Here is a 24,249-nt window from a genome sequence, read left to right on the forward strand (position 1 = left end):
CGGGCAGATATCGTGTTTATTAGACAAAGTAAGGCCTGATGTCAAACGCTGTTCAAAAGCGGATAACCACCGACAGAACAATGACTACCATCAGAACCGTTGGCAGTTCGTTCATCATGCGAAACTGACGCCCTGACCACGTGTTGGTGCCGTTCATCAGATCCCTGCGACGCCACCCCAGCCAATGATGAAACCAGGACATAACCAAAACCGCTATGGCTTTGGTCCATGGCCAGATCTGGGACCAGTCGACAATACCGGGGGTAAAAACCAGGCACAACCCGAACAGCCAGGTGGCAACAAAGGCAGGATTCATGATCAGCCGAAGCAGCTTGACTTCCATCATCTCAAACACGGCTGCCATCTCACTGGACGTTCCGGTCTGTTCCACGTGATGAACAAACAGCCGTGGAAGGTAAAACAGCCCTGCCATCCACGTGATCACCGACATGATATGAAGGGCTTTGGTCCAGGGATAGAGGGTAATCAGGAAATCAGTCATAGGGTTCTCAGTTCTGTACCGGGTCTTACTAATAAAAAAATATATAAGAAGATAGATAGATGGTTTTGTAGGCATCACACCAAACAGTGGATTATTCACTTGTGCCGCTGGTTCTCCACAAGAGGTCGGACTGTTAGGAAAAATTCCTTTTTTCCGGTGTCTAAATATAAAAAATACTATAATTCAATATGTTAGGTATAAAATATTCCTGACAAGACTGAGGATAAGTCGGGAATAACATGATTTTCAATTCATTATGTCGGGGTTTGGAGTTGTCCTTATCCCGGCTGTATGAAACCCATGGCGGCAGGTGAAAATGCCCGGATATCCCGGGACTTGCGTGGACGGGCAAAACCCCTACAAGTCGTCCCGTATTGATCCATCACTTGCACACGCGGTTTTCCACATGTCTGTCCCCGTCATCCTTGCATCTGGCTCCACCATTCGTGCGCAGTTGCTGCAGAATGCGGGGGTTGCGTTTGAAGTGCAGGTACCGCGTGTTGATGAAGAGATGGTAAAATCTGCGCTGATAGCGGAACAGGCAAAGCCACGTGATATTGCTGACGCCCTGGCCGAGATGAAGGGGCGCAAGATCAGCAATAAACACCCCGGCGCCATGGTGATCGGCTGCGATCAGGTGTTGGAGTTTTCTGGGAGAATGCTGTCCAAACCGGCTACGCCCCAAGAAGCGCTGCGCCAGTTGACCGATATGTGCGGACAAAAACACATGTTGCTATCAGCGGCTGTGATCTGTCAGGACGGTCAGCCGATCTGGCGTCACATGGGACAGGTCAGACTGCGGATGCGTGCAGCGACCAATACATATCTCGAGAATTATGTTAAACGGAACTGGGATAGTATCCGTCACACCGTCGGGGCTTACAAGCTGGAAGAAGAGGGTGTGCGTCTGTTCAGTTCTATTGACGGCGACTATTTTAATGTTTTGGGTATGCCCCTATTGGAACTGCTGAATTTTCTGACGCTGCGGGGGGTAATTGAACAATGACCGAAACGCGAATTCCTTTGGCTGGAGTGATTGGATCGCCCATCGCGCATTCGCGGTCACCCCAGCTCCATCGCCACTGGCTGGGCACCTACGGGATACGGGGGTTCTATATCCCCATGGACGTCACCCGTGACAATTTGGAACGGGTGGTCCGCAGCTTGCCCCTGATGGGGTTCGTGGGCGTCAACGTGACGGTGCCCCACAAGGAAGACGCGATGGATATCGCGGACAAGATCACCGACCGGGCAACCCTGATTGGCGCCACAAATACACTTGTTTTCCGTGAAGACGGTACAATTCATGCCGATAATACAGACGGTTACGGATTCCTCGAAAACTTGCGCAATGGCGCACCGACCTGGGATCCACAGGCCGGACCCGCTGTGGTGCTGGGTGCCGGGGGCGCGGCCCGGGCGGTGATTGCCGCGCTGTCGGATGCAGGCGTGCGCGAAATCATTCTGACCAACCGGACACGGGCGCGCGCCGAGCGTCTGCGGGACGATTTTGGACAGAGGGTGCGGGTGGTCGACTGGGTTCAGGCAGGCAATGTGTTGGAGGATGCCGCGTTGGTGGTCAATACCACCTCGTTGGGCATGTCGGGTCAGCCGGACCTGCGCGTGCCTCTGGACGGGTTGCAAAAAGGAACCGTGGTGACCGATCTGGTGTATTCGCCGCTCAGAACCCGGCTTCTGACGGTTGCGGAACAGGCAGGCTGCATTACGGTGGATGGGTTGGGCATGCTTCTGCATCAGGCTGTTCCGGCCTTTGAACGTTGGTTTGGCCATCGCCCCACTGTCGATGAAGCTACCCGCGAGGCCGCCCTGCGATGAGGTTTAGCCTGGGGCTGACCGGTTCCATCGGCATGGGCAAAAGCACCACGGGACGCATGTTTGTCGATCTTGGGTGTGAATTGTGGGATGCGGATGCGGCGGTGCATAGGCTGTATGGCCCTGGCGGCGCGGCGGCTGAACCATTGAAGCGAGCTTTTCCCACAGCGGTTCGGGACGGGATGGTGGATCGTACTGAATTGAAACGGATCATTGCAGAAACATGCGGTGCCCTTGCCCAGATCGAGGCGATTGTACATCCTTTGGTCGCGCAGGACCGTGCGGCGTTCAAGGCACGCGCCACCGCAGACATCCTGGTCTTTGATATACCCCTGTTGTTTGAAACCGGAGGCGACGCTGCAATGGATGCGGTCGCCTGTGTGACCGCCCCCCCCGAAATACAGCGACGCCGTGTGCTGGAACGCGGCACAATGAGCCGTGAGCAGTTTGAATTGATCAAAAGCAAACAGATGCCCGATGCCGAAAAGCGCGCCCGTTCTGATTTTGTGATCGTGACAGACAGCATAGACCATGCGCGCGAGCAGGTGCAGGATATCGTAAACCAGATCAGAGCGAGGCAGGCAGATGCGTGAGATTGTGCTGGATACGGAAACTACCGGGTTCGATCCGGAATCCGGGGATCGCATTGTCGAGATCGGGGCCGTAGAGCTGATGAACCATGTCGCCACCGGGCGGACCTATCACCAATACATCAACCCGGAACGTTCAATGCCGCAAGAGGCATTTGAAGTGCATGGTTTGGGCGATGATTTCCTGCGCGACAAGCCTAAATTCGCAGAGATTGGGCAGGCGTTTCTGGATTTCGTCAAGGATTCCAAACTGGTGATCCACAACGCGGCCTTTGACATGAAATTCTTGAATGCCGAGCTGGGTTGGATAAAGCTGCCTCAATTGCCCTGGGAACAGGCAATCGACACACTTGCCATTGCGCGCAAACGGTTTCCCGGTTCGCCCGCCTCGTTGGATGCGCTGTGCCGTCGGTTCAATATCGACAACGCGTCCCGGACCTTGCATGGGGCGTTGTTGGACTCGGAAATTCTGGCCGAGGTCTATTTGGAATTGATCGGCGGGCGGCAACCGGATTTTGCGCTGTCGGCGGGCTCGTCCGGCTCGGAGGAGGTGAGCGATGACAACTGGCGCCCTGCACTACGATCAATCCCCTTGCCCCCCCGTCTGACACAGGCCGAACGTACGGCACATGAGATTTTTGTGGAAAAGCTGGGCGAAAAAGCCCTGTGGCGCGCCTGAGCGGGTCAGGCGCACACAGATATCAGGCGTTGGCGGTTTGACCGCCTTGTTCGCCTTGGCGACGTGCCAGCTCGGCACGATAGATCTGGACGAAATCGATATTTTCCAGGTTTAACGGCGGATAGCCGCCATCGCGCGTTACATCGCTGACAATGCGGCGCAGGAACGGAAACAGCATGCGCGGGCATTCGATCATCAGGAACGGATGCAGTTGTTCTTCCGGCACGCCCTCGACGTGGAAAACGCCGCAATACTCGATTTCCAGCAGAAACAGCTGATCGTTGTCGGCTTTGGATTTGGAATCGATATTCAGCTTGATAGAGACTTCGAACTGGTGCTCGGCCGCGCGCTTTTTGGCGTCCAGGTTGACCTGGACATTGATATTGGGCTGAATTTCGCCCGTGGCACCTTTTTGTGCCATCACGTTTTCAAACGACAGGTCGCGCACGAACTGCCCCAGGATATTCATCTTGATTTGCGGGGGCTGCTCGTTGCCATTTGCCCCTGCTGCGCCGTTTTCCGACATGCGATCTCTCCTCGTTCAGATTTGGCCGCTGCTTAGCAGCTTGGTGGGCTCATCTCAATGGCGCTTGGGCGGATCGACCCAACCCGATGGCCCTGCTCGCGGGTCGGTCTCGGGCGACACCTCTTCGAACTCCCCATCGATCACGTCTGCCGTGCGGCTGCGTGCCGGGCGTGGACCCATCTGAAAGTCGCGGACCACCACGCGGGCTCGCAAATAGTGGAACATTGCGTTGCGTACCGGCGGGGCCAGCAACGCAAAGCCCACAGCATCGGTAAAAAACCCCGGCGTCAGAAGTAAAGCCCCGGACAGCAAGATCATCGCCCCGTGCGCCAAAGGTTCGGTCGGATCGTTCAACTCCGAGAAGGAAGACCGCAATTGACCCATCGCGATCCTGCCCTGAGTGCGCACCAGCCAGGTACCCAGCACGGCGGTCAAAATTACAATCGCAAGGGTCGGCCACAGCCCGATCAGATCGCCGACCTGAATAAACAGCGCGATTTCGATCAGCGGAACCATGAGGAACGCCAGGAACAGGTACATTGCGTCTTTCCTTTCTCTTGCGCCGGACGGTAGACTTGACCCCGCCCGGCACCTACATAAGGGCCATAGACACAGCTTACAAAGCCCATCTCATCCACGAGGTCCAAATGAATTCGCCCATTATCCAGCTTTTGGTGCTGGCAGGCATCGCCATCTTCCTGATCCTGCGCCTGAAAAGCGTTCTGGGTACGCGTGATGGATTCGAAAAGCCCCCGATTCCCAAGCCGTCGCAAAAAAGTGAGCGCCCGGGTTTCGAGGTGATCGAAGGCGGACCTGACCATGACATTACCGATCACGTACCCGAGGACAGCCCGCAGGCGCAGGAACTGGCTGCGATGAAACGGATCGAACCGTCATTTTCCGTCGGTCAGTTCGTGCAGGGTGCGCGCGGAGCCTATGAGATGATCGTGATGGGCTTTGAGCGTGGCAACCTGGACGATATTCAGCCCTTCTTGGCCGAAGACGTTTTTGAGACTTTTGTCGATGTGGTGTCAGCGCGCGAGGATCAGGGCCTGAAGATCGAGGCCGAATTTGTCGGTGTGCGCGAAACCTCGCTGCAGGATGTCAGGTTTGACAAAGATACCAACCGCGCCGAGATCACTATGCGGTTCGTCGGCGAACTGACCTCGGTTGTACGCGACAAAGGCGGCGATATCATCGAAGGCAGTCCGTCGCAGATCAAGCGGCAAAAGGACACCTGGACCTTTGCCCGTGTCATGGGTGCGGATGACCCCAACTGGCTTCTTGTCGCCACGGACGCATGATTGCAGCGCTGCGCGCGGCGGTTCTGGCGGGGGCGGTCACGATGCTCAGTTCGGCGGCGGCAGATACCACCCATCAGATCCTGGGATTTGACGATCTGGACGGCTGGGATCGGGATGACCATGCTGCCGCGCTGTCTGTGTTCCTAAACACATGTGCGGATTTAAAGGATCCGGACTGGGTGGCCCTGTGCGCCCTAGCCCGGTCTCAGGACCCATCCGGTGCCCGGCGATTCTTTGAACTGTTCTTTCGCCCGGTTCTGATAGAGGACGGCAAGCCTGCCCTGTTCACCGGGTATTTCGAGCCCGAGTTGCGGGGTGCGCGCCATCCCGGCGGCGCATTCCGCTTTCCGTTGTACAAGAGACCGCCCGAGGCTGCCGAGGCTAGCCCCTGGCTGTCGCGCGAGGATATTCTCAACAGTGGGGTGATGGAGAACCGGGGTCTTGAAATTGTTTGGGTCGATGACCCTGTAGAACTGTTCTTTCTGCAAATACAGGGCTCTGGCCGTATCCGCCTGCCCGGTGGCGGGGTGCTACGGGTCGGATATGGCGGCGCCAACGGGCATCCCTATCGCTCGGTTGGAGTTGAGCTGGTCCGGCGTGGGTTATTCCAGGCACATCAGGTCAGCGCGCAAGTTATCAAGAACTGGGTGCGCCAGAACCCCGAGCAAGGCCGTTCGTTGCTGTTTCACAACCCGTCCTATGTGTTCTTTCGAGAATTGGACAATGTCAGCGCCGATCAGGGCCCTCTTGGCGCGATGAACAGATCAGTCACCGCGATGCGCAGCGTCGCGGTGGATCCGGCCTTTGTTCCGTTAGGCGTGCCCGTTTGGCTGGAAAAAGACGGGGCCGACCCGATGCGGCGGTTGATGATCGCTCAGGACACCGGTTCGGCCATCAAGGGCGCTCAGCGTGCTGATGTGTTTTTCGGAACAGGCGATGACGCCGGCTTGGCGGCTGGCCGCTTGCGCGATCCGGGCCGGATGGCGGTCTTGTTGCCCATACAGCGGGCCTATGCCCTTAATCCGGATGGCGTGTGATGACCCGGCGACGGCTGACCCCCGAGGAAATCGACCTTTGGTACAAGGTGGTTGAAAAGGCGGACCGACTGCATCCAAACGCCGTCCCTGCGAGCCCATTGCCCAAGCCCAAACCAACGGCCCGCCGCGCAGCGATTCCCCGTGCCGCCTCGTCACCGGCCAAACCGATAACAATCAGACTGCCCGACGCTGCGGTTCAGATGGACAAAAAGGCGTTTGGCCGGATGAAACGCGGCAAACTGGTTCCCGAGGCGCGGATCGATCTGCATGGCATGACGCTGGATCGCGCCCACCCGGCGTTGACGCGGTTTGTGCTGTCTTCGCATGCCAAAGGGCGGCGGTTGGTTCTGGTGATCACAGGCAAGGGTAAGCGGGATGTTCAAACCTGGCCAGCCCCGGCACAGCGGGGTATCCTGCGGCGCAATGTACCGTTGTGGCTGGCAATGGCACCGCTGGCGCAGGCAGTGTTGCAGGTGCAGGAGGCGCATGCCAGCCACGGCGGCGAAGGCGCATTCTATGTCTATCTGCGACGCGCACGTTAAATCACCAGATCGATGCGGGCCCGGCGGCTTCCGATCCGCATCAACAGCGGTGCGATTGGAAAATATAGCGATATCCCAATGAACTGCCGTTCCAGGCCCAGCCCTTTGCCAAGACGTCTGCGTAACGGGTCATTTTTTTGTGGTTTCAGGACTGTGCTCACTCGTTTTGGTCCGCTGATTTTTCAGCGGACACAGAGCGTTTGAGGGGTTCGGTTATGCGATTGCGAGGGTTTGCCGGTTGAGGGTGATCTTGTTTGCAGCCTTGAGCAGGTTTTGCCCGATCGCCGCCATCGCCAGTTGGGCATGGGTTTTGTCGACGCCAAAGTAGCGGGCGCGGTGCAGCCCAAAGAGGCGCTTCATGGTTCCGAAACATTGCTCCACCCGAAACCGGCGTTTGGAGATCATTTTGTTGAAGCGCTTTTCGGAGGCCCGCAGCGGGCGATTACGAGCAGCCTTCCTCATGATCCCGTCGCGGTGTTGGCCGCGTAGGATGGCACGGTTGGCCCTGGATGCGTAGGCCTTGTCCGCAAGCACACGCTGGGCCTTTGCGCCTTCAATCATGTGCCCAAACTCCGGGCTTTCGGCGCAGTTGGCGGGCTTGGTGTGAATACGATCGACAAAGCCTTCCTCGTCGGTGCGGGCGAAGGCTTTGTAACCAAGCGTGCTTTTCGAGCCCTTCTTCACCCAACGTGCATCGGGATCGGCGCTGAAATGCATCTGCGGATCATCCGATGCCTCGCCCTCGGCACGATCTTCAGGGGCGTCTATATGCGTACGGGGCCGCGCTGCGCTTTCTACCAAAGTCGCGTCGATAATCGCGGCCTCAGCCTCCTTGAGTTTCAGCCCGTGATCTTCGATCTGGCGGCAGACTTCGGCCAGAAGGTCGTCATAAACACCGCCCTTCACCAAAGCGTTGCGAAAGCGGCAATGGGTCGTCTCATCCGGTACTGCAGCATGCAGATCAGGCCCGCAAAAGATCATGAAATCCAGACGAACCTTCAGTGCGCGTTCCAGCTTCGGGTCGCTAAGACCGTGCCATTGACCAATCAACAGGCACTTGAACAGGACCAGTGCATCATACCCTCGTGGGCCGAACCCGGATCGCCCAAGACCACGCTTGAGGATGGGTGAAAACGACCGCCAATCCATCAACGCATCAATCTTGGCCAGAGCATCTTCTGCCCCGATCCGATCCGTCGCTTCTCGCAAGAACAGATCCATCAAAATCCCCCGGAAACTTCTCCAAAACCATACCAAACGAAACAAACCATGGGAATCCTCTCATCATGCAGAGGTCTATTGCCGATCATCACACCGGCGATACCCGGCCCGATGGCCGAGCCCGGAACCTTCACTGTCGCAGCCATGGCCTCGATCGCGCCGATGTGGGCGTTGCCGTAAATTCAGCCCAGAAATGCATTGTGCAAAGCCGAGTTCGCGCCACCGGTCATCCCAAGGCTGGAGAATTCCTGTGCCATGCTTTGCGGCGTACGTCCGCGGCGCAGCAAAAGCGTCAATATTGATGGAGTGGATGCCCCCACCCGACGGCATCGCAATGTGCCAAGATGGTGATGTTGAAGTCACCATAGAAAGAGGAGGCATCCATGGATGAGGTTAGCATCGTTGGCGTTGATCTGGCAAAACAGGTCTTCCAGGTTCACGGAGCTGCGGCGGATGGGAGGGTCCTGTTTCGCAAGAAGTTATCACGGCCGCAGTTTCTGAAGTTTATGGCGGGTTTGCCGCAGTGCGTCGTGGCAATGGAGGCCTGCGGGACCGCACATTACTGGGGCCGGGAACTGACACGGCACGGCCATGAGGTTCGGCTTATTCCGCCAATCTATGTGAAGCCCTTCGTAAAACGCCAAAAGAACGATGCGGCTGATGCCGAGGCTATCGCCGAGGCCGCGCAGCGCCCGACGATGCGCGGTGTCACGGTGAAAACTGCCGAACAGCAAGCGCAGGCAATGCTCTTCCGCACCCGCGATCTGCTTGTCGGACAGCGCACCCAGTTGGTGAATGCACTCCGGGGGCACCTTGCCGAACATGGTATCGTTCTGGGAAAAGGTATCGGCAATGTCCATCACCTCGCCGTGCGCATCGAAGAAGATAAAAGCCTTCCAGGCCTTGTCAGAGACATGGCGCGGCTCTACCTCGACCGGATCGCCGGACTAAGCGCCGAAATCGACAATCTGAACACCCGCATTGCGGCTGCGGCGAAGGAAAGCGATGTCGCGCGCAAGCTTCAGACGATGCCGGGGGTTGGACCGATTTGCGCCATGGCGATCACAACCTTCGCGCCCGACTTGCGCGAGTTCCGCCGGGCTCGCGATTTCTCGGCCTGGCTCGGTCTTGTTCCCCGGCAGCACTCAAGCGGCGGAAAGCAGAAACTTGGCCGCACGTCGAAGATGGGCCAGCGCGACATCAGGCGCTTGCTGATCGTGGGCGCCATGTCCGTCGTGCATTGGCGGGGCCGAGATGGAGGTCGGCCAGGTTCGTGGCTTTCTCGAATGCTGGCTCGTAAACCACGAATGCTGGTCGCCATCGCCCTGGCCAACAAGATGGCTCGAATGGTCTGGGCCATGCTTGTTCGAAATGAAGAATACCGAGATCCGGCTGGCGCGGTTTGCTGACCAAGACTGCCGGAGTGTCGGCGATGTGAGGAGGACGACGATCTGTATGGGCAAATGATCGACTAGATCCGGAACGGGGAAGCCTGTGGCGTGCAACGAGCTCGAGCTCGGAATTTTGATGAGGCCTCCGATCCGCGCATCACCATACCGGCCCGCGGCATGTCATGGCCGCACCAGAGAGGCCTGAAACATGACCGCACCCGATCACACGCTCAGAAAGTCAGAGAATCCTTGCATTGAAGGGGGCATCCAAACATGGCACGCCTGACATGCAGATCATGGCGGCGACCAGCCACAACAGGTGCCAATCCATCACCGCCATCGCCGCCATCGCCGCAACGAAGGCAACTGGCAGACGGGCCTCGCCGACAGTAAATCCGAGCGTCACAATCGGCAACGCACTTCCCCGCGTAACCACGAACCAGCGTGCCATGGCCACAACTGCAATGTGACTGCCATCCCTCGTCCGAACAGGCGCAGGGCAAATATGACCACTGGCAAGGCCCGGGCAACCGGACTGAGCGCCATCGCAATACAGGCCAGCGCCAAACCGATCAGCACCACGGGACCCAGGGCGTGCGCCCGGGATGGTTGCCGATGGGGCAGACCCCGAAGCTTGGATATCACTGCCGGTTCAGGACCGTCAGCGCGTTGTTACAGGACATATTGGCTCAGATCGGTGGAACGGGTCAGTTCGCCCAGATTTGCCTCTACAAACGCGGCATCCACGACGATTTTGTCGCCCGCGCGGTCCGGCGCAGTAAAAGACAGTTCCTCAAACACCCGTTCAATGACTGTATAAAGCCGTCGCGCACCGATATTCTCGATCGAGTGGTTCACATCAGCGGCAATTTTGGCCAGCGCGGCGATCCCGTTTTCGGTAAAGCCGACCTCGACCTGTTCTGTGCCCATCAGGGCGGTGTATTGCAGGGTCAGCGCGTTGTCGGTTTCGGTCAGGATGCGGACAAAATCGTCTTCGGTCAGCGCCCGCAGCTCGACGCGGATCGGCAGGCGGCCCTGCAATTCCGGCAGCAGATCGCTGGGTTTGGCGATATGAAACGCGCCCGAGGCGATGAACAGGATATGGTCGGTCTTGACGGGGCCATGCTTGGTGCTGACGGTGGTGCCTTCGATCAGCGGCAGCAGATCGCGCTGCACGCCTTCGCGACTGACGTCGCCGCCGCGTGCATCGCTGCGGGCGCAGACCTTGTCGATTTCGTCCAGAAAAACGATACCGTTCTGTTCCACGGATTCAAGCGCAGAGCGGATTACGGTCTCGTCGTCCAGCAGCTTGTCTGCCTCTTCGCCGATCAGAATTTCATAGCTCTCGGACACGGTCATCTTTCGGCGTACCGTGCGGCCCCCAAACGCCTTTCCGAAAATGTCGCCCAGGTTCATCATTCCCATGCTGCCGCCAGGCTGACCGGGAATTTCAAAGCTCGGCATCGGGTTCGACGTGTCGGCCAGATCCAGTTCGATCTCTGTGCCGTCCAGCTCGCCGGATTTCAGCTTTTTGCGGAACATGTCGCGCGTGCCTTCACGGGCATCTTCCCCGGCGATGGCGCTGATCACCCGTTCCTCTGCGGCCTTGTGGGCCTTGGCCTTGACCTCGTCGCGCATGTGATCGCGGGTCTGGGCAATGGCGCTGTCCACCAGATCGCGCACGATCTGTTCCACGTCGCGGCCGACATATCCGACTTCGGTGAACTTGGTGGCTTCGACTTTGATAAAGGGCGCGCGGGCCAGTTTCGCCAACCGGCGGCTGATCTCTGTCTTGCCGACGCCAGTTGGCCCGATCATCAGGATATTCTTGGGATAGACCTCGTCGCGCAGATCGTCAGGCAGTTGTTTGCGTCGCCAGCGGTTACGCAGAGCGACGGCAACAGCACGTTTGGCGTCCTTCTGCCCGATGATGAACCGGTCCAGTTCGCTGACGATTTCGCGGGGGGTCAGGTCGGTCATTTTGAAATCTTCTCCACGGTCAGGTTGCCGTTGGTGTAAACGCAGATATCGGCGGCGATGGCCATGGCGTCACGTGCGATCTGTTCCGCTGTGCGATCACTGTCCATCATGCCGCGCGCGGCGGCGAGCGCATAGTTTCCACCCGATCCGATCGCCGCTACGTCATGTTCAGGCTCCAGTACGTCGCCGGCTCCGGTGATGACAAAGATGTCCTTGCCATCCGATACGATCAGCATCGCCTCGAGCTTTTGCAGGTATTTGTCCGTGCGCCAGTCCTTGGCAAGCTCGACACTGGCCCGCGCCAGCTGTCCGGGGGTCGCTTCCAGTTTCGCTTCTAGCCGCTCGAGCAGGGTGAACGCATCGGCGGTCGATCCGGCAAATCCAGCCACGATGCCGAACCCGCCCGGCGACAGGCGCCGCACCTTGCGCGCGGTGCCCTTGATCACGGTCTGTCCCAGCGACACCTGCCCGTCGCCTGCAATCACGACCTCGTCGTTCTTTTTGACACCGATGATTGTGGTGCCGTGCCAGCCCGGAAATGACTCGTTGCTCATGCTGCCTCCTGTCGTTGGCTGCCTATATGGAGCCGGACTGCCAAAGGCACAAGAGGACCGCCCCAGTCACGCAAAAAGGGCGCCCGTGACGGGGCGCCCCTGTTTTGTCTGTAACGAGTTGGCTCAGATCGAGTCGTCAATCCAGCTTTGCAATGCCGCCTTGGGTTTGGCGCCTGCCATGTTGGACACGACCTGGCCGTCCTTGAAGATGAACAGCGCAGGGATCCCGCGAACGCCCATTGCAGCAGCGGAGTTCGGGTTGCTGTCGACATCGACCTTGGCGATCTTGATCTTGTCGCCATATTCAGCGGCCAGCTCTTCCAGAGCCGGGCCGATCTGTTTGCAGGGCCCGCACCATTCGGCCCAGAAATCCACCACGACGGGGACTTTGGAATTCTTGACTTCGGCGTCAAAGGTGGCGTCCGTGACGGCAACGGTGGACATATTCTGGCTCCTGAATGAATATCTGTGTCGGAAGAGGAAACTATGAACCCATATCGGTCCCGTCAAGACGCGGCGCGCGAAACAGGGCATTGGTCACCAGATCGTGTGGCAGCACCATCAGGGTGGCGGTCCGGGTCCAAAGGATCTCCGTTTCAATGTGTTGACCAGGATAAATCCGGTCCAGCATCGCGGCATAGGCCCCCATCTGCCGCAATAGCCCGTCGGGACAGGTTCGCACATTTTCAGGAACCGTCATGTTGGATTTGAAGTCGATCGCCCGGATCCGGCCCGGAGCCACAATCAGGCGGTCGATGACCCCGTGCATCCGGAGTCCGTGAATTTCAGCAGTCAAGGGAACCTCGACCAAGGCTTCGGTTGTAAACAAATCCTTCAGATCCGGAGCGGTCAAGACCGCAGCGGCTTCGTCCAGAAGCAAGGTGCGGTCTGATGCAGGCAGGTCAGGCAACAGCCGGACAACAGCATCCGGCCAATCCGCAGGCGTCAACAGGGGCAGATGCTCCAGCAGCAGATGGATCCGGGTGCCGCGCAGCTTGGCGGCCTGTTCCTCCAGCCCGGCGTCTCCCGGCAACGCCTTGGCGCCTCCCAGATCGACCGAGGGGCTAAGCGTTTCCACTGCACGAACCGGAGGTGGGGCAGGGCGGTGAATGAACCCCGGAGCCGGAACCCTCTGTTGCGCCAGTGTCGATGCGAGTCGCAAGGGAGGTGCTGTCCAGTCGCCGTGATCCAGCCGCAATCCGGGGCCGCCGTGAAACGCGTGCGGCGCGGCATCGGCCAGAACCAGACCGGCCTGAACCATCTGATACCAGCTGTCGCCATTGCGGTCCAAATCGCCGGCAGTGGCCACGATCAGCCACTTTTCCGCCCGCGTCAGCGCCACATACAACAGGCGCAGACGCTCGTTCATCTGTGCTTGCCGGGCACCATCGCGCGCCGCGGCCATCGATTCAGGCATCTGATCGGTGTTCACCCGCCACATGGGCAGATCACCCACCATCATGATTTCACCAGGCTGAGGCGGTTTGCGCGGTCCGGTGTCAGGCAGAATGACGATGGGCGACTCCAGCCCTTTGGCACCGTGAACGGTCATCACCCGCACCATGTCTCCGGCGCTGCCCATCTGACGTTTGATTTCCAGATCATCGGTTTCGATCCAGACCAGAAAGCCCGTGAGGCTGGGAATATCGGTGCGCTCATAGGCCAATGCCTGCGATAGCAGTGCGTTGATGCCGTCTTCGGCTTCGGGACCCAGGCGGCTGAGCAGTTTGCGACGCCCGCCGTGGCGGGTCAGGATGCGTTCGATCAGATCATAGGGGCGCAGAAAGTCGGTTTGACCGCGCAGATCGTCCAGGATTCGCATGGTTTCAGGGAATTCGCTGGCCCGGTCCCGCAGGGCAGGCCACAGGAACCGGCCGGTTCGCCGATGAGCCAGATCGAACAGCTCCTGCTCATTCCACCCGAACAGTGGCGATTTCAGGATCGTAGCCAGCGCAAGACTGTCTTCGGGCGTGGCCAGAAACCCAAGCAGCGCGGCCAGATCCTTGACCGCCAGTTCCGCGCCCACCTTAAGACGGTCAGCCCCGGCCACAGCCAATCCGGCAGACTTGCAGGCCCGGATGATTTCGGCAAACAGGTCAGAGCGCCGCTGAACCAGGATCAGGAAATCGCCCGGACACACCGGACGCCGAAAAATCTGACCGGGGGTGTCGCCATCGATAGGGATAGTTTCGCCGTCGTCGATCATGCATTTGATCGTTGTTGCGATCCGATTGGCAAGAACCACGTTGTGATGCTCGGGGCTGGGCCGGTCCACGGGATCTGTCCATTCGCGGTCTTCCTCGTCGGCGACCCTGTCCACTGCCGGCCACAAATCGACCCGTCCGGGCAGATCGGTCTTGAATGCCCGGTGGCGGCCGGTTGCCGGAAATCCGGCATCGGACCGTCCAACAAAGACCAGATCGACCAGGCGCAGGATCGCATCTGAGGATCGGAATGAAAATTCAAGCGAAAGATCCTGTAGCCCGTTGGCGGTATCCGCCAGCCTGCGCCCGAATTCGGCCTGCATCCTATCAAACGCGGCCGGGTCAGCGCCCTGAAACGAATAGATCGATTGTTTCTTGTCGCCGACGACAAACAGGGTGCGCCGCGTGTTGTCGCGCGCACCCAGCCCGCTGGTGAATTCCTGTGCCAGCTTTTCCACCACGTCCCACTGCACCGGGCTGGTGTCCTGAGCTTCGTCGACAAGGATATGGTCGATGCTGCCGTCCAGCCGATACAGCACCCACCCGGCCACAGCCGGATCATTCAGCAACTGCCGGGCCTTCAGAATCAGGTCGTCGAAATCCAGCCAGCCGCGCAACTGTTTGCGGCGGGCATATTCCGGCAGGAAAGTGGCGGCAAAATTATGCAGGGCACGGGTTTTGTGCAACGCATTCACGCCCAACCGCAGGGCGCGTGCGGCTTCGACCCGCCGCATCAGGTCTTCGACCTCGGGCATTAGATCGGCATGGGCGTTTTGTACCGCCTTGGTGGGAAAGCTGCCCAGCTTGGCGGTAAACGGGGCCTTGGCACCGGCCCCGGTCAGAAAGACGCCTTCCAGAATGGGTAGATCGGACACGGTCGGGGCGGCGATTGCCGCCAGCTTGGCGGCGTTTTTCAGATCCATGGTTGATCCGGTCTTCAGTGCCGCCACAAGGCGCGCCAGCAGATCGGTTTCGCTGCCCAGAAATACCTGCTGTGCCAATGCCGAGTCGTCAAAATCATCAGGCAGGCCCAATGCCTGATGCAAGTCGGGATGAGAGTGCGCCTGAAACGCATCGCGCCGATGCACCAATGCGCTGGTCAGCGCGCCGAACCCGGTGTCAGAGATATATTTTGCAACTGCATCAACCAGATAGGCATGTGGTCCTTCGGCCATATCCTCGACGATTTCGGCTTGCAACAATTCAGCGGCGCGGTCTTCCATCTCGGCGAACTGCGGGCTGACGCCGGCTTCGAGGGGAAAGCGCCTTAGCAGGGCCGCGCAAAAGGAATGGATGGTTTGGATCTTCAATCCGCCGGGCGTTTCGATGGCGCGGGCAAACAGGGTGCGGGCGTGGCTCAGCCGGTCGACATCGGGAGCGGTATCCGAGCCCAGTTCGTTCAGCGCCTCGCTCAGGCGGGTGTCGTCCAACATCGCCCAGTCGCCCAGTCGCCGGAACAGCCGGTTCTGCATCTCGCTGGCGGCGGCCTTGGTGTAGGTCAGGCACAGGATATGCTCGGGGTGGATCCCATCCAGCAGCAACCGGGCAACCCGATCTGTCAGAACGCGGGTCTTGCCCGAGCCGGCATTGGCCGCCAGCCAGGTCGAGGCATCCGGACGCGCGGCGCGCACCTGTTGCCGGGTGGCCTCGTCACGGGGACTCATGTCAGGTCCTCGGGAATCGGGATTGTGGTGCGGTCCCATTCGCCAAACCGGGCCAATTGATCGTAGTCGCTGACGTCCGTGTCTTTTTGCAGCATCCGGCGCGCGGTGAACCCCTGTTCGGGGTCAAAATAGGCCGCAATCAGGCGTCGCAGTTCCGCCAGCACCTTCGCGGTTGGCTCGCTGTCCAGCGGGGCGGGAACGTCGTTGCCAGGTGCGCCGACACGAATGAACTCGGCGGCGGCGACCGGGGTGGGCCCCAGTTTGGCAAACCCACCTTCTTCGGCCACGGCGGCCTCGATCAGCAGTTGTTTGTCAAACAGGGCCTGTTCCGCTTTCGACGGCGGCGCGCCTGTCTTATAGTCATAGATCCGCAGCGCGCCAGCGGTGTCCCGGTCGATCCGGTCCGCCCGCCCGACCAGCTTGAAATCCAGTGGTGCCAGCTGAAAATCCAGTCCCGCCTCGTATTCGACCGGCATCGCGACCGATTGCCTGTCACGTTCATTCTCCAGAAAGCTACTGGCCACCCGGTCCAGTCGCGCCAGCCATAACCGCCGGGTCGCGGGCCAGGGAACGGACCGGGCCAACACCTGATCGGCCATTTCAAGAAATGCACTGCGGGTCAGGATTTCTGGCTGCGCTACGCTGGCTTTGATGAATTCTTCGAGAAAATCATGCACCACGATGCCACGCAGCAACGGGTCGGGTGCCTTGACCAGCGGGTCCAACGGCTTCAGCCGCAGCACGTGGCGGGCATAAATCGCGTAAGGATCGCGGATCAGTTTCTTGATCTCGGTCACTGACAGACGGCGGGGTCGCGCCGCCACCGGCGGGCGGGGGGAGGGCCGTATTGCGGGCCGACTCTCGTCGACGGCATCCAGTTCGGCGGCCCAATCCAGCCAGATCTGGCCACGCGTCTGCATGCCGCGCAACAGGTCAGGACCGTTCTGATCGGGCAGGCCGTTCAGCAGGTTCATCAGCCGGTTCAGCCAGCGCGAAGGGACCGTTTCGGCATCATCAGAGCGTTGTGCGCGGGTCAGCCAGACTTCGGGCGCATTCGCCGCCTGTTGAAAATCATGCGCGGCGAGCCCGATCCGGCGTTCAGGCAACAGCAGTCCGGCCCGGTCGCGCAATGCCCGGTTCAGCCACGGGTCGGGGTCGGGCGCTTCTGGCCAACTGCCTTCGTTCAACCCACCCAAGATCAAAAGGTCGGCACCCTGCACCCGTGCTTCTAATGTGCCCCAGATCATGATCCGCTCATGCGGGGCGTCGCGGTCCCGGACCTCTTCGCTGCTCAGCAACGCCCCCAGCAGATCTGCAAAGTCGCGGGCGTTCATGGTGCCGCCGTTCCTGGCTTCTGAGTCCAGATCATCCAGAACGGCCAGCGCCTTTTGCCCGGCGTTCTTTTCCCAAAGCGTGCCACTGCCTGCGGCGCAACTGCCCGCAGACAGTGTTTCCGCTGTTTGACGCAGCATCGCGGCCCAGTCCGTCAGGGGCAGGGCGGCGGTGGTGTCACGCGCGCAGAATTGCATGGTCAGCCAGTCGATCCAGGTCTGTGGCGGCAAGCTGCTCAGGCTGGAGCAGGCGTCGCCGAGCGATTGTGCCGCCGGGAACGGCGGGCCGTGCCGACGCAGGCGCAATTCCAGATCGCGGCTGTGCAGCATATGAGTGTTGCGACCGTCACCGGCGTGGCACAGCGGGTGCTTGAGCAGGGTCAGCAACATCTCGCCCGTCAGCCGATGCGCGAACAGGCCTGCGACATGGCGCAGGAACCGCCCCGGCGGTGACAGTTGCAGTGGCAAACCGGCGCTGTCGTCGGGCAGGATATCCCACCGATCCAATGCCGCCGCGACCTGGCGGGTCAACATCCTGTCCGGCGTGATCAAGGCAGCCGTTTGTCCGGTTTCTGCCGCCTGGCGCAGCCGCAGAGCAATGGCCAATGCTTCGCTGCGCGGATCCGGGGCCTGCACCAGGGTCACATCTTGGGTGGCCCGGTCTAGATCTCTCAGGCCGGGGCCTTCGGTCAACCAGGCATTGGTCACCGGAGCGGGGCGCAAAGACAGGGAAATCAGTCGGTTACGCGCAGGCGAATGTGGGCGTGCATCGGTCCAGGGGTGAATATCCGACGGCCCGACCCCCATCATCTGCATCAAACGTTTAAAGCGGTATTGCGGATGATCCTCAGAATGGAGGGCGCTGTCGAGCCCGGCCCAGACCGATTCCGGTTGGTCGAAATCATACCCCGGCAGAATTATTGCCCCCTGCGGCAGTCGCGCGATCTGGGCCATCAGCATCGCGGTTGTGCCGCGCGATCCGGTCGAGCCCGCAAGAATGATCGGATTTGCAGGTGGCGCTTTCTGCCAGCTTGCGATTAATCCAATAACGGCCTGGCGCATTCGGGCCTGAGAATCCATCGTCTGGCCGTCAAGATCGTGTAAATAGGTTTCGGCAATTTTGAAAAACCGCTGCGCGCGCGCCCAGTGACCAGACATATCGCTGACGTCCAGCCCGCAGATGACGTCCGCCGGCACCCCTTCTCCCTGCATTTCGTCCATCAGCCCAGCCAGGCTGTCGGCCAGCGAATAGATCGACGAACGCGCGGCGAGGTCGGGTTCGCGATCCAACAGGTGGCTGATGAGCTGTGCCAGTTGCAGCCGCCGCCGCAGCGGAGGCATGCGTGGCGGCAAGTCGGTTGCGGCGATGTGGCGGTCGACTTCAGTCAATAACGACACGCGTGGCAGCAGGCGGGCAGGTCCGGCGTCGAACAGTTCGCGAATGCGGCGCGCCATGCGGCTCGTGTTGACGATCAGATGCACCTGCGCCAGCGCTTCGGGCGGCTTCTCGGCGAACCGCTCGACCAGACCGTGTACCAGCGCCTTTGGAAAATCGACGCCGGGAGGCAAGGCAAAGACGCGCGCAACAGGCCAGGGATCAAACATTGGTGGCGTTCAGCAAGCTCTGCGCCAGGCCGATGCCTTGCGGGTTGCCCACATCGCACCATTTTCCCGGATAGGGCAGACCGAAAAGACGCTTGTCTTCCAACATGAGATCCCACAGACGATTCAAAGAAAAGACCCGGTCCGGAATTTCGGCCAACCGATCTGTCTTGATAATCTGCACGCCGCCATAGATCCAGCCAGGCCCCCGCGTCAGACGTCCATCCTCGTTCGGGATAAAATCGCCGTGCCCTCCATGTCCCATGGCCTCGGCGATGGGCACACACACCAGCAACGCGTCCATCCTGTCGGGCTGCCAGACCTGTTGCACCAGACGAAACGGATTCGGACCGCGCCAGATCGCATCGGTATTGCCAGTGAAAACAGGACCCGGACCCAGCAGCGGCAGCGCGGCCTTTAAGCCTCCGCCGGTTTCCAGAATCGTTGGCAGTTCGGTTGATATCGTGACCCCTTGCGGTTGCAAGTGTGCCTCGATCTGGTCCGGCAGATAGTGGGTATTGGCCACGATCCGTGTGGGTTTCAGCGCATGCACCAGGTCCAGCGTATAATCGATCAAAGGCCGCCCTGAGACATGGATCAGAGGCTTGGGCCGATCCTGCGTCAATGCACCCATCCGGGTGCCAAACCCTGCCGCAAACAGCATGACCGCTTGTGGACTATGGATCATGACGCTTTGAGCATTTGCAGGTTGGCCGGGGTCGGCGGCGGCAGGGCATCATGCAACAATTCAGCCACAGGAGCCAGCGCGGCGTGTTCAAGATCTCGCATCAGATGGGCCCAGACGCGTGGAATCAGATCGACATAGTGCGGCTTGGCACGGTCCTGCCCCAAGCGCGCAAACACACCCAGAATCCGCAGGTTCCGCTGGGCACCCAGCACAGCATAGGCGGTTTCAAACGCATTGCGCGCCAGCCCGGACCCTTGCAGGTAGCGGGTGATCATGGCTGTTTCGATTTCAGCGGGCACATCACGGCGGGCGTCCTGCAAAAGCGACACAAGATCATAGGCAGGATGTCCGGCCATCGCATCCTGAAAATCCAGCAATCCGACCCGCGCCACACCCTGTCGGTCTGGCAGCCACAACAGATTCTCGGCGTGATAATCGCGCTGAATCAGGACGGGCCGTGCGGGGGTGACCGAGTCAAGGAGGGCAGAAAACGCATCGCGGAATTGGGATTCTCCATTTGCGTCGCCCATGATTCCAAAACGGTATTTGGCAAAGGCCAGGGCGGCCATTTCTGTCATAAGCCCGGTGTCATAGCTGTCCAGCTGAGGCAGTCCGGCGCCGTGCAATGTCAAAAGAACATCGGTTGCGGCGGCATATAGCGTCGGCTCAAGCTGCGGCTGCACCGGGATTACCCGTGCAAACAATGCATCTCCCAGATCTTCGATCAGAAGAAAGCCGTTGTGACAATCCTCGGCCAATATCTCGGGTGCGCTCAGGCCGATGGCGCAAAGGTGACGCGCGATATACAAAAAGGGGCGGACATCTTCACCTTTGTCCGGCGGGGCATCCATCAACACCGCCGTTTTCCCTGTTGTTGGCTGTGTCAGCCGTTCGTACCGCCGATTCGATGCGTCTCCGGCCAGTGGCGAACGGCGGGCATTGGCCCACTCTGTGCCGTCCAGAAAGGAACGGGCCAGGCCGTCGCGTTCAGACATTTTGCAGCATCTCCAGTTTACGGCCCCACTTTGCATCGCTCCACTGCAGCTCGACCTGGCGCGACTCTTCGGCGGTATCGTCCAGGCGGAACCGTATCGTCAATGCGGATTCGGGTGCCAGAGGACCGAGTTTCGCAGGCCATTCGACCAAACAGATTGCAGAGTCAAATGCGTCACTCAGGCCCAGTTCCTCGATCTCGTCCAGCGCGCTTAGACGGTATAGGTCGGCATGCCAGAGATCGCCAGCGCGGGTGTCATAGGTTTGAACCAGAGTAAAGGTTGGCGAAGGCACGTCCTCGTTTTCCAACAGCAGTGATTTGATCAGATGGCGGGCAAAATGGGTTTTACCGGTGCCGATTGGGCCGTCCAGCAGCAGGCATTCGCCGGGGGCAAGGCACGCGCCTATGGCGACGGCCAGATCGGCGGTGGCGTCTGGGGAGCGCAGGGTCATGGAGATGGACGCAGGGTTCATTGCGCCACAATGCCGGGCGGCGATTCTGGCCGCAAGCGGGATTGTCAATCGGCGGTCAGGGCCGGTGCCTTTTGAAGCGCAACGGGAGCATCGACCGTCGGACGGGTAAAGTTGATCATTGTCGCACCGCTCTGGATCGGATGGATACTGCAGACCAGCGCCTCGCCAGAGTTCATCGTGACCTTGGCCCACCATTCGGCCCGGTTTTCCTGTGATCCGACAAAGTCACGAATGTCGCCCCAGACCGGGGTGGCCATGCAGCCGGCCTGCCAGACACGTACCGAATCCAGGATCGAAGTCTGGGCAAAGCACATTTCCGGATCCACGTCCCACAAGGCGTGATAAGCTGCGTTCGAAAAGGTCAGGGTGCCTTCCATCGAAAATACCGCGATGGCATCGTCCAGCCGGTCGAAGATCGCCTGCCCCAGTTCCAGATCCGACCGAAACCTGCGGGTCAGGGTGATTTCAGCAGTGATATCCTCGAACAGGAAGGCGATGGCTCCGTCGGGATGCGGACGGCCACTGACGGAATAGACCGACCCCGAGGCCAGAGACCAGGTTTCCTGATACCGCCCATCGGTCGCCGCGGCGACCAGATCGGCCAGCTGGTCACGCCAGCTGCCATAGTTCTTGGGTTCCGGCATCATCCTCTGATCGCGCAGACGATCGAAAAATGAGAAAAGAGTCGGTCGCGCGCTGAGGAACTCGGCGGGTAGGGCGGTGAGGTCGATCAAGGCAGGGTTGAACAGCACGAGCTGGCGATCACGGTCAAAGATCGCAAGGCCGGTCGACAGCTGGGCAAAGGTCTTGGCAAGGGTTTGAACGAAATCGCGCTGCGCCTGTTCGGCATCCACCACAGCGTTTATGTCGACGCCATAAATCAGGGTACCGTTGTTATGTTGCACGATGGTGACATCGAACCACAATTTCTTGCCGGTGGCTGGAATCGTCACGCTGCGCCGACCCTTCTTGGTCGGAATCGGGATGTCGTATGAGGCACTGAAAAGTGCGGTATCGGGACCGGGTTTCTTGCCCAGAACCGACATGCACAGATCTTCATAGGCCTTGTTGAACCAGATTACCTCGCCCTTGTCGCTGACGCGCCAGACCGGGTAGTGGGCATTGTTCAGCGCGAAGCGCAGTGTTTCGAGTTCGTGAGAGGCCGCGGACAGAACCCGTGCGGCATCTGGCGGCGGGACGGTGTGGTCCTGACGTTGTCGCAGATGAACCCGGGTGATGCCCCCGATCCATTCGCAGACCACCTCTTTGGGTTCGGCGCTTTCAAGTGAGGGCGCAACGACCGACCCCACTTTTTCCACGTCCCGCGGGGATTTCGGAAATGTCGGATAGCCGGTGCAGAGCTCTCGATGCAGATCTCGCCATTCGCAGGGGGCGTCAGAGTCGCCAATCAGCTTGCGTGCCAGGACTGTCGCGTCCACCAGGTCGGTACCGTCGAAGATCCAGATCACCTCGCTGGTCGACTTTGGCCCGGTCCGCCGCTGTTGCAGTCGCGGCGACATCAGCGCAACGGCCGCCAGAGCTGCGGTCAGGCAAATCGTTGCCATCGCAAGCCATTCGATGATTGAGAATTCCTGCATTCTGCAGCTTTTTCCCTGAATTGGTCCCGCAGCATTGTGTCGCCCAAATGGTTAACGGCGGCTTAATTCGGGTCGTCGAGAGTCAGATCTCGATCGGCTGATTCAGGCCGATCGGCACCGCGTTTTCCCCAAACTGCGCGTCGATTTTGCCGCGTGGCCAGACGACTTCGACGATGGCGCCGCGCCGGTTCGTGTTTTGCTTGTCCGCTCGATAGGGGTCGGAGCCATTGGCAAAGCTCAATTCGGCACCCGAGCGTTCCAGCAGTGTCTTGGCGATGAACAGACCCAACCCCATGCCTTCGTATTCGGGGCGTTTCTTGCGGTCCGAGTCGCTGCGGCGGTGCCGCATGAACGGATCGCCGATGCGCCCGATCATTTGGGGGGGATACCCGCGGCCATCATCCAGAATTCGGACCGATATCACATCATCGGTCCAAGTCGCTTCGATCCACACATTGGCGTGCGCAAAGTCGACCGCATTTTGAATGAGATTGCGCAGACCGTGGATTATTTCCGGTTTACGCAGCACCGAAGGTTGCTGAGGGCTTCCGCCCGCGCCGGGGCCTTCTTCGAAGTGCAGATGTTTGCCACGGTGCGCATGAGGCTCGGCGGCTTCGTTTATGATCGTACTCAGAGGGGCCTGGTGCAAATGCAGGTCATCCTTGCCGGCACGGCCCATGTCGCGCAGGATGTCCCGGCAGCGATCCGCCTGCTGGCGGATCAGTTCGGCATCCTCGCGCAGTTCCGGTCGGCTTTCCAGCTCTTCGATCAGTTCGGCACTGGCCAGCTTGATGGTCGCCAACGGCGTGCCTAACTCGTGTGCGGCAGCGGCCACGACGCCGCCCAGATCGGTCAGCTTCTGTTCGCGTGAAAGGGCCATCTGGGTGGCGATCAGGGCGTGGTTCATCGAGCGCATTTCGGAACTGATACGTCGCGAATAGGCACCCATGAAGATGATGGCGATGACGATGGCCGCCCAGTTTCCGAATATGAACACATCCGCCACGCGCAGCACGAAACCTTGTTCAGTCCGCAGCGGCAGGTAGAACTGTGCCAGAAAAGTCACGAGAACGATCGCCGTACTGCCAATCAATGCGGTCGAGCGCAGCCCCATGACGCTTGCGGAAACCGTAACTGGACCCAGAAGCAGGAGCGCAAACGGATTGTTCAGCCCGCCTGAAAGATACAGCAAAAATGAAAGCTGCATCAGGTCGAACATCACCATCAGGAAGTTTTCGGTCTCCGACAAGCGCTTGTTTTCGGGAAATACAAAAATGGCGACCAGATTGGCGATGACCGAAATTCCAACCGCCATATAGCACAGACCCAGATTCAGCTGCAGGTGATACAGGTGCTGGGCTACGGTGATTGCCGTCAGCTGACCTGCTATGGCGAACCAGCGCAACAGGATAAGCGTGCGCAGCCGAATCCAGTTGTTGCGGGATTGCCCGCGCAAAAGGCCCATGTCAAAATCGGTCATTGGCGTCTCAACCCGGTTGCAACGGCTGACCAAGTTGATAGGAGTCCGTGCCGAAA

23 protein-coding genes are annotated in these 24,249 nt (G+C 59.6%); 8 read left to right on the plus strand and 15 right to left on the minus strand.

Going from position 1 to position 24,249, the window contains the following annotated elements:
* Positions 1-52: 52 nt before the first annotated feature.
* On the minus strand, positions 53-502 hold the full coding sequence (locus NANH_RS0114065; protein WP_027262618.1) for a CopD family protein: 450 nt from the start codon (positions 500-502) through the stop codon (positions 53-55).
* A gap of 406 nt (positions 503-908) precedes the next feature.
* On the opposite strand from NANH_RS0114065, the gene NANH_RS0114070 reads away from it, so the two are divergent.
* Genes NANH_RS0114070 through dnaQ form a run of 4 tightly spaced genes read left to right on the plus strand, consistent with a single transcriptional unit; the run spans position 909 to position 3,604 of the window.
* Positions 909-1,508, plus strand: coding sequence for a Maf family protein (locus NANH_RS0114070; RefSeq protein WP_027262619.1), 600 nt, complete (start codon positions 909-911; stop codon positions 1,506-1,508).
* Positions 1,505-2,338: a shikimate dehydrogenase gene (locus NANH_RS0114075; RefSeq protein ID WP_027262620.1), complete on the plus strand. Its 834-nt coding sequence runs from the start codon at positions 1,505-1,507 to the stop codon at positions 2,336-2,338. The genes NANH_RS0114070 and NANH_RS0114075 overlap by 4 nt, the downstream gene beginning before the upstream one ends.
* The gene (coaE, locus tag NANH_RS0114080; protein ID WP_027262621.1) at positions 2,335-2,928 is read left to right on the plus strand and encodes a dephospho-CoA kinase; all 594 of its coding nucleotides are present in this window, start codon (positions 2,335-2,337) and stop codon (positions 2,926-2,928) included. The genes NANH_RS0114075 and coaE overlap by 4 nt, the downstream gene beginning before the upstream one ends.
* Positions 2,921-3,604 (plus strand): DNA polymerase III subunit epsilon, encoded by a 684-nt coding sequence (gene dnaQ / locus NANH_RS0114085; protein ID WP_027262622.1) that lies wholly within the window; start codon positions 2,921-2,923, stop codon positions 3,602-3,604. The genes coaE and dnaQ overlap by 8 nt, the downstream gene beginning before the upstream one ends.
* A gap of 22 nt (positions 3,605-3,626) precedes the next feature.
* Here the strand turns inward: dnaQ and secB are convergent, their stop codons facing one another.
* A complete protein-coding gene (gene secB / locus NANH_RS0114090; protein ID WP_027262623.1) occupies positions 3,627-4,130 on the minus strand; it encodes a protein-export chaperone SecB in 504 nt (167 codons plus the stop codon).
* Between the two features lie 54 nt (positions 4,131-4,184).
* The gene (locus NANH_RS0114095; RefSeq protein WP_027262624.1) at positions 4,185-4,670 is read right to left on the minus strand and encodes an FxsA family protein; all 486 of its coding nucleotides are present in this window, start codon (positions 4,668-4,670) and stop codon (positions 4,185-4,187) included.
* Positions 4,671-4,777: 107 nt separating this feature from the next.
* Here NANH_RS0114095 and NANH_RS0114100 point away from each other — a divergent pair, with 107 nt between their 5' ends.
* Genes NANH_RS0114100 through NANH_RS0114110 form a run of 3 tightly spaced genes read left to right on the plus strand, consistent with a single transcriptional unit; the run spans position 4,778 to position 7,013 of the window.
* Entirely contained in the window at positions 4,778-5,434 is a 657-nt protein-coding gene (locus tag NANH_RS0114100; protein ID WP_027262625.1) for a Tim44/TimA family putative adaptor protein, read from the plus strand.
* A complete protein-coding gene (gene mltA / locus NANH_RS0114105; RefSeq protein WP_027262626.1) occupies positions 5,431-6,471 on the plus strand; it encodes a murein transglycosylase A in 1,041 nt (346 codons plus the stop codon). The genes NANH_RS0114100 and mltA overlap by 4 nt, the downstream gene beginning before the upstream one ends.
* On the plus strand, positions 6,471-7,013 hold the full coding sequence (locus tag NANH_RS0114110) for a Smr/MutS family protein (RefSeq protein WP_027262627.1): 543 nt from the start codon (positions 6,471-6,473) through the stop codon (positions 7,011-7,013). The genes mltA and NANH_RS0114110 overlap by 1 nt, the downstream gene beginning before the upstream one ends.
* A gap of 213 nt (positions 7,014-7,226) precedes the next feature.
* Here the strand turns inward: NANH_RS0114110 and NANH_RS0114120 are convergent, their stop codons facing one another.
* Complete coding sequence (locus NANH_RS0114120; RefSeq protein WP_027260401.1) at positions 7,227-8,234, minus strand: IS5 family transposase; 1,008 nt, start codon at positions 8,232-8,234, stop codon at positions 7,227-7,229.
* 383 nt (positions 8,235-8,617) lie between these two features.
* On the opposite strand from NANH_RS0114120, the gene NANH_RS0114130 reads away from it, so the two are divergent.
* Positions 8,618-9,643, plus strand: a complete 1,026-nt coding sequence (locus NANH_RS0114130; protein ID WP_027260448.1) for an IS110 family RNA-guided transposase — start codon at positions 8,618-8,620, stop codon at positions 9,641-9,643.
* A 220-nt stretch (positions 9,644-9,863) separates the two neighbouring features.
* Here the strand turns inward: NANH_RS0114130 and NANH_RS0114135 are convergent, their stop codons facing one another.
* From NANH_RS0114135 to regB, 11 genes are all read right to left on the minus strand, one after another.
* The gene (locus NANH_RS0114135) at positions 9,864-10,076 is read right to left on the minus strand and encodes a hypothetical protein (RefSeq protein ID WP_027262628.1); all 213 of its coding nucleotides are present in this window, start codon (positions 10,074-10,076) and stop codon (positions 9,864-9,866) included.
* A 221-nt stretch (positions 10,077-10,297) separates the two neighbouring features.
* The gene (hslU, locus tag NANH_RS0114140; RefSeq protein ID WP_027262629.1) at positions 10,298-11,605 is read right to left on the minus strand and encodes an ATP-dependent protease ATPase subunit HslU; all 1,308 of its coding nucleotides are present in this window, start codon (positions 11,603-11,605) and stop codon (positions 10,298-10,300) included.
* Positions 11,602-12,159, minus strand: a complete 558-nt coding sequence (gene hslV, locus NANH_RS0114145; protein ID WP_027262630.1) for an ATP-dependent protease subunit HslV — start codon at positions 12,157-12,159, stop codon at positions 11,602-11,604. The genes hslU and hslV overlap by 4 nt, the downstream gene beginning before the upstream one ends.
* Positions 12,160-12,282: 123 nt before the next feature.
* Positions 12,283-12,603, minus strand: coding sequence for a thioredoxin (gene trxA / locus NANH_RS0114150; protein WP_027262631.1), 321 nt, complete (start codon positions 12,601-12,603; stop codon positions 12,283-12,285).
* Positions 12,604-12,643: 40 nt separating this feature from the next.
* Complete coding sequence (gene addA / locus NANH_RS0114155; RefSeq protein WP_027262632.1) at positions 12,644-16,027, minus strand: double-strand break repair helicase AddA; 3,384 nt, start codon at positions 16,025-16,027, stop codon at positions 12,644-12,646.
* A complete protein-coding gene (gene addB / locus NANH_RS0114160; protein WP_027262633.1) occupies positions 16,024-18,963 on the minus strand; it encodes a double-strand break repair protein AddB in 2,940 nt (979 codons plus the stop codon). The genes addA and addB overlap by 4 nt, the downstream gene beginning before the upstream one ends.
* A complete protein-coding gene (locus NANH_RS0114165; protein ID WP_027262634.1) occupies positions 18,956-19,648 on the minus strand; it encodes a nucleotidyltransferase family protein in 693 nt (230 codons plus the stop codon). The genes addB and NANH_RS0114165 overlap by 8 nt, the downstream gene beginning before the upstream one ends.
* Complete coding sequence (locus tag NANH_RS0114170) at positions 19,645-20,643, minus strand: aminoglycoside phosphotransferase family protein (RefSeq protein ID WP_027262635.1); 999 nt, start codon at positions 20,641-20,643, stop codon at positions 19,645-19,647. The genes NANH_RS0114165 and NANH_RS0114170 overlap by 4 nt, the downstream gene beginning before the upstream one ends.
* Positions 20,636-21,115: a tRNA (adenosine(37)-N6)-threonylcarbamoyltransferase complex ATPase subunit type 1 TsaE gene (gene tsaE / locus NANH_RS0114175; RefSeq protein WP_027262636.1), complete on the minus strand. Its 480-nt coding sequence runs from the start codon at positions 21,113-21,115 to the stop codon at positions 20,636-20,638. The genes NANH_RS0114170 and tsaE overlap by 8 nt, the downstream gene beginning before the upstream one ends.
* A gap of 44 nt (positions 21,116-21,159) precedes the next feature.
* Positions 21,160-22,713, minus strand: a complete 1,554-nt coding sequence (locus NANH_RS0114180) for a PAS-domain containing protein (protein ID WP_027262637.1) — start codon at positions 22,711-22,713, stop codon at positions 21,160-21,162.
* Between the two features lie 82 nt (positions 22,714-22,795).
* Complete coding sequence (gene regB, locus NANH_RS0114185) at positions 22,796-24,193, minus strand: sensor histidine kinase RegB (RefSeq protein ID WP_027262638.1); 1,398 nt, start codon at positions 24,191-24,193, stop codon at positions 22,796-22,798.
* Positions 24,194-24,249 lie beyond the last annotated feature (56 nt).

Origin of the sequence: Sedimentitalea nanhaiensis DSM 24252, assembly GCF_000473225.1 — a bacterium.
GTDB lineage: Bacteria > Pseudomonadota > Alphaproteobacteria > Rhodobacterales > Rhodobacteraceae > Sedimentitalea > Sedimentitalea nanhaiensis.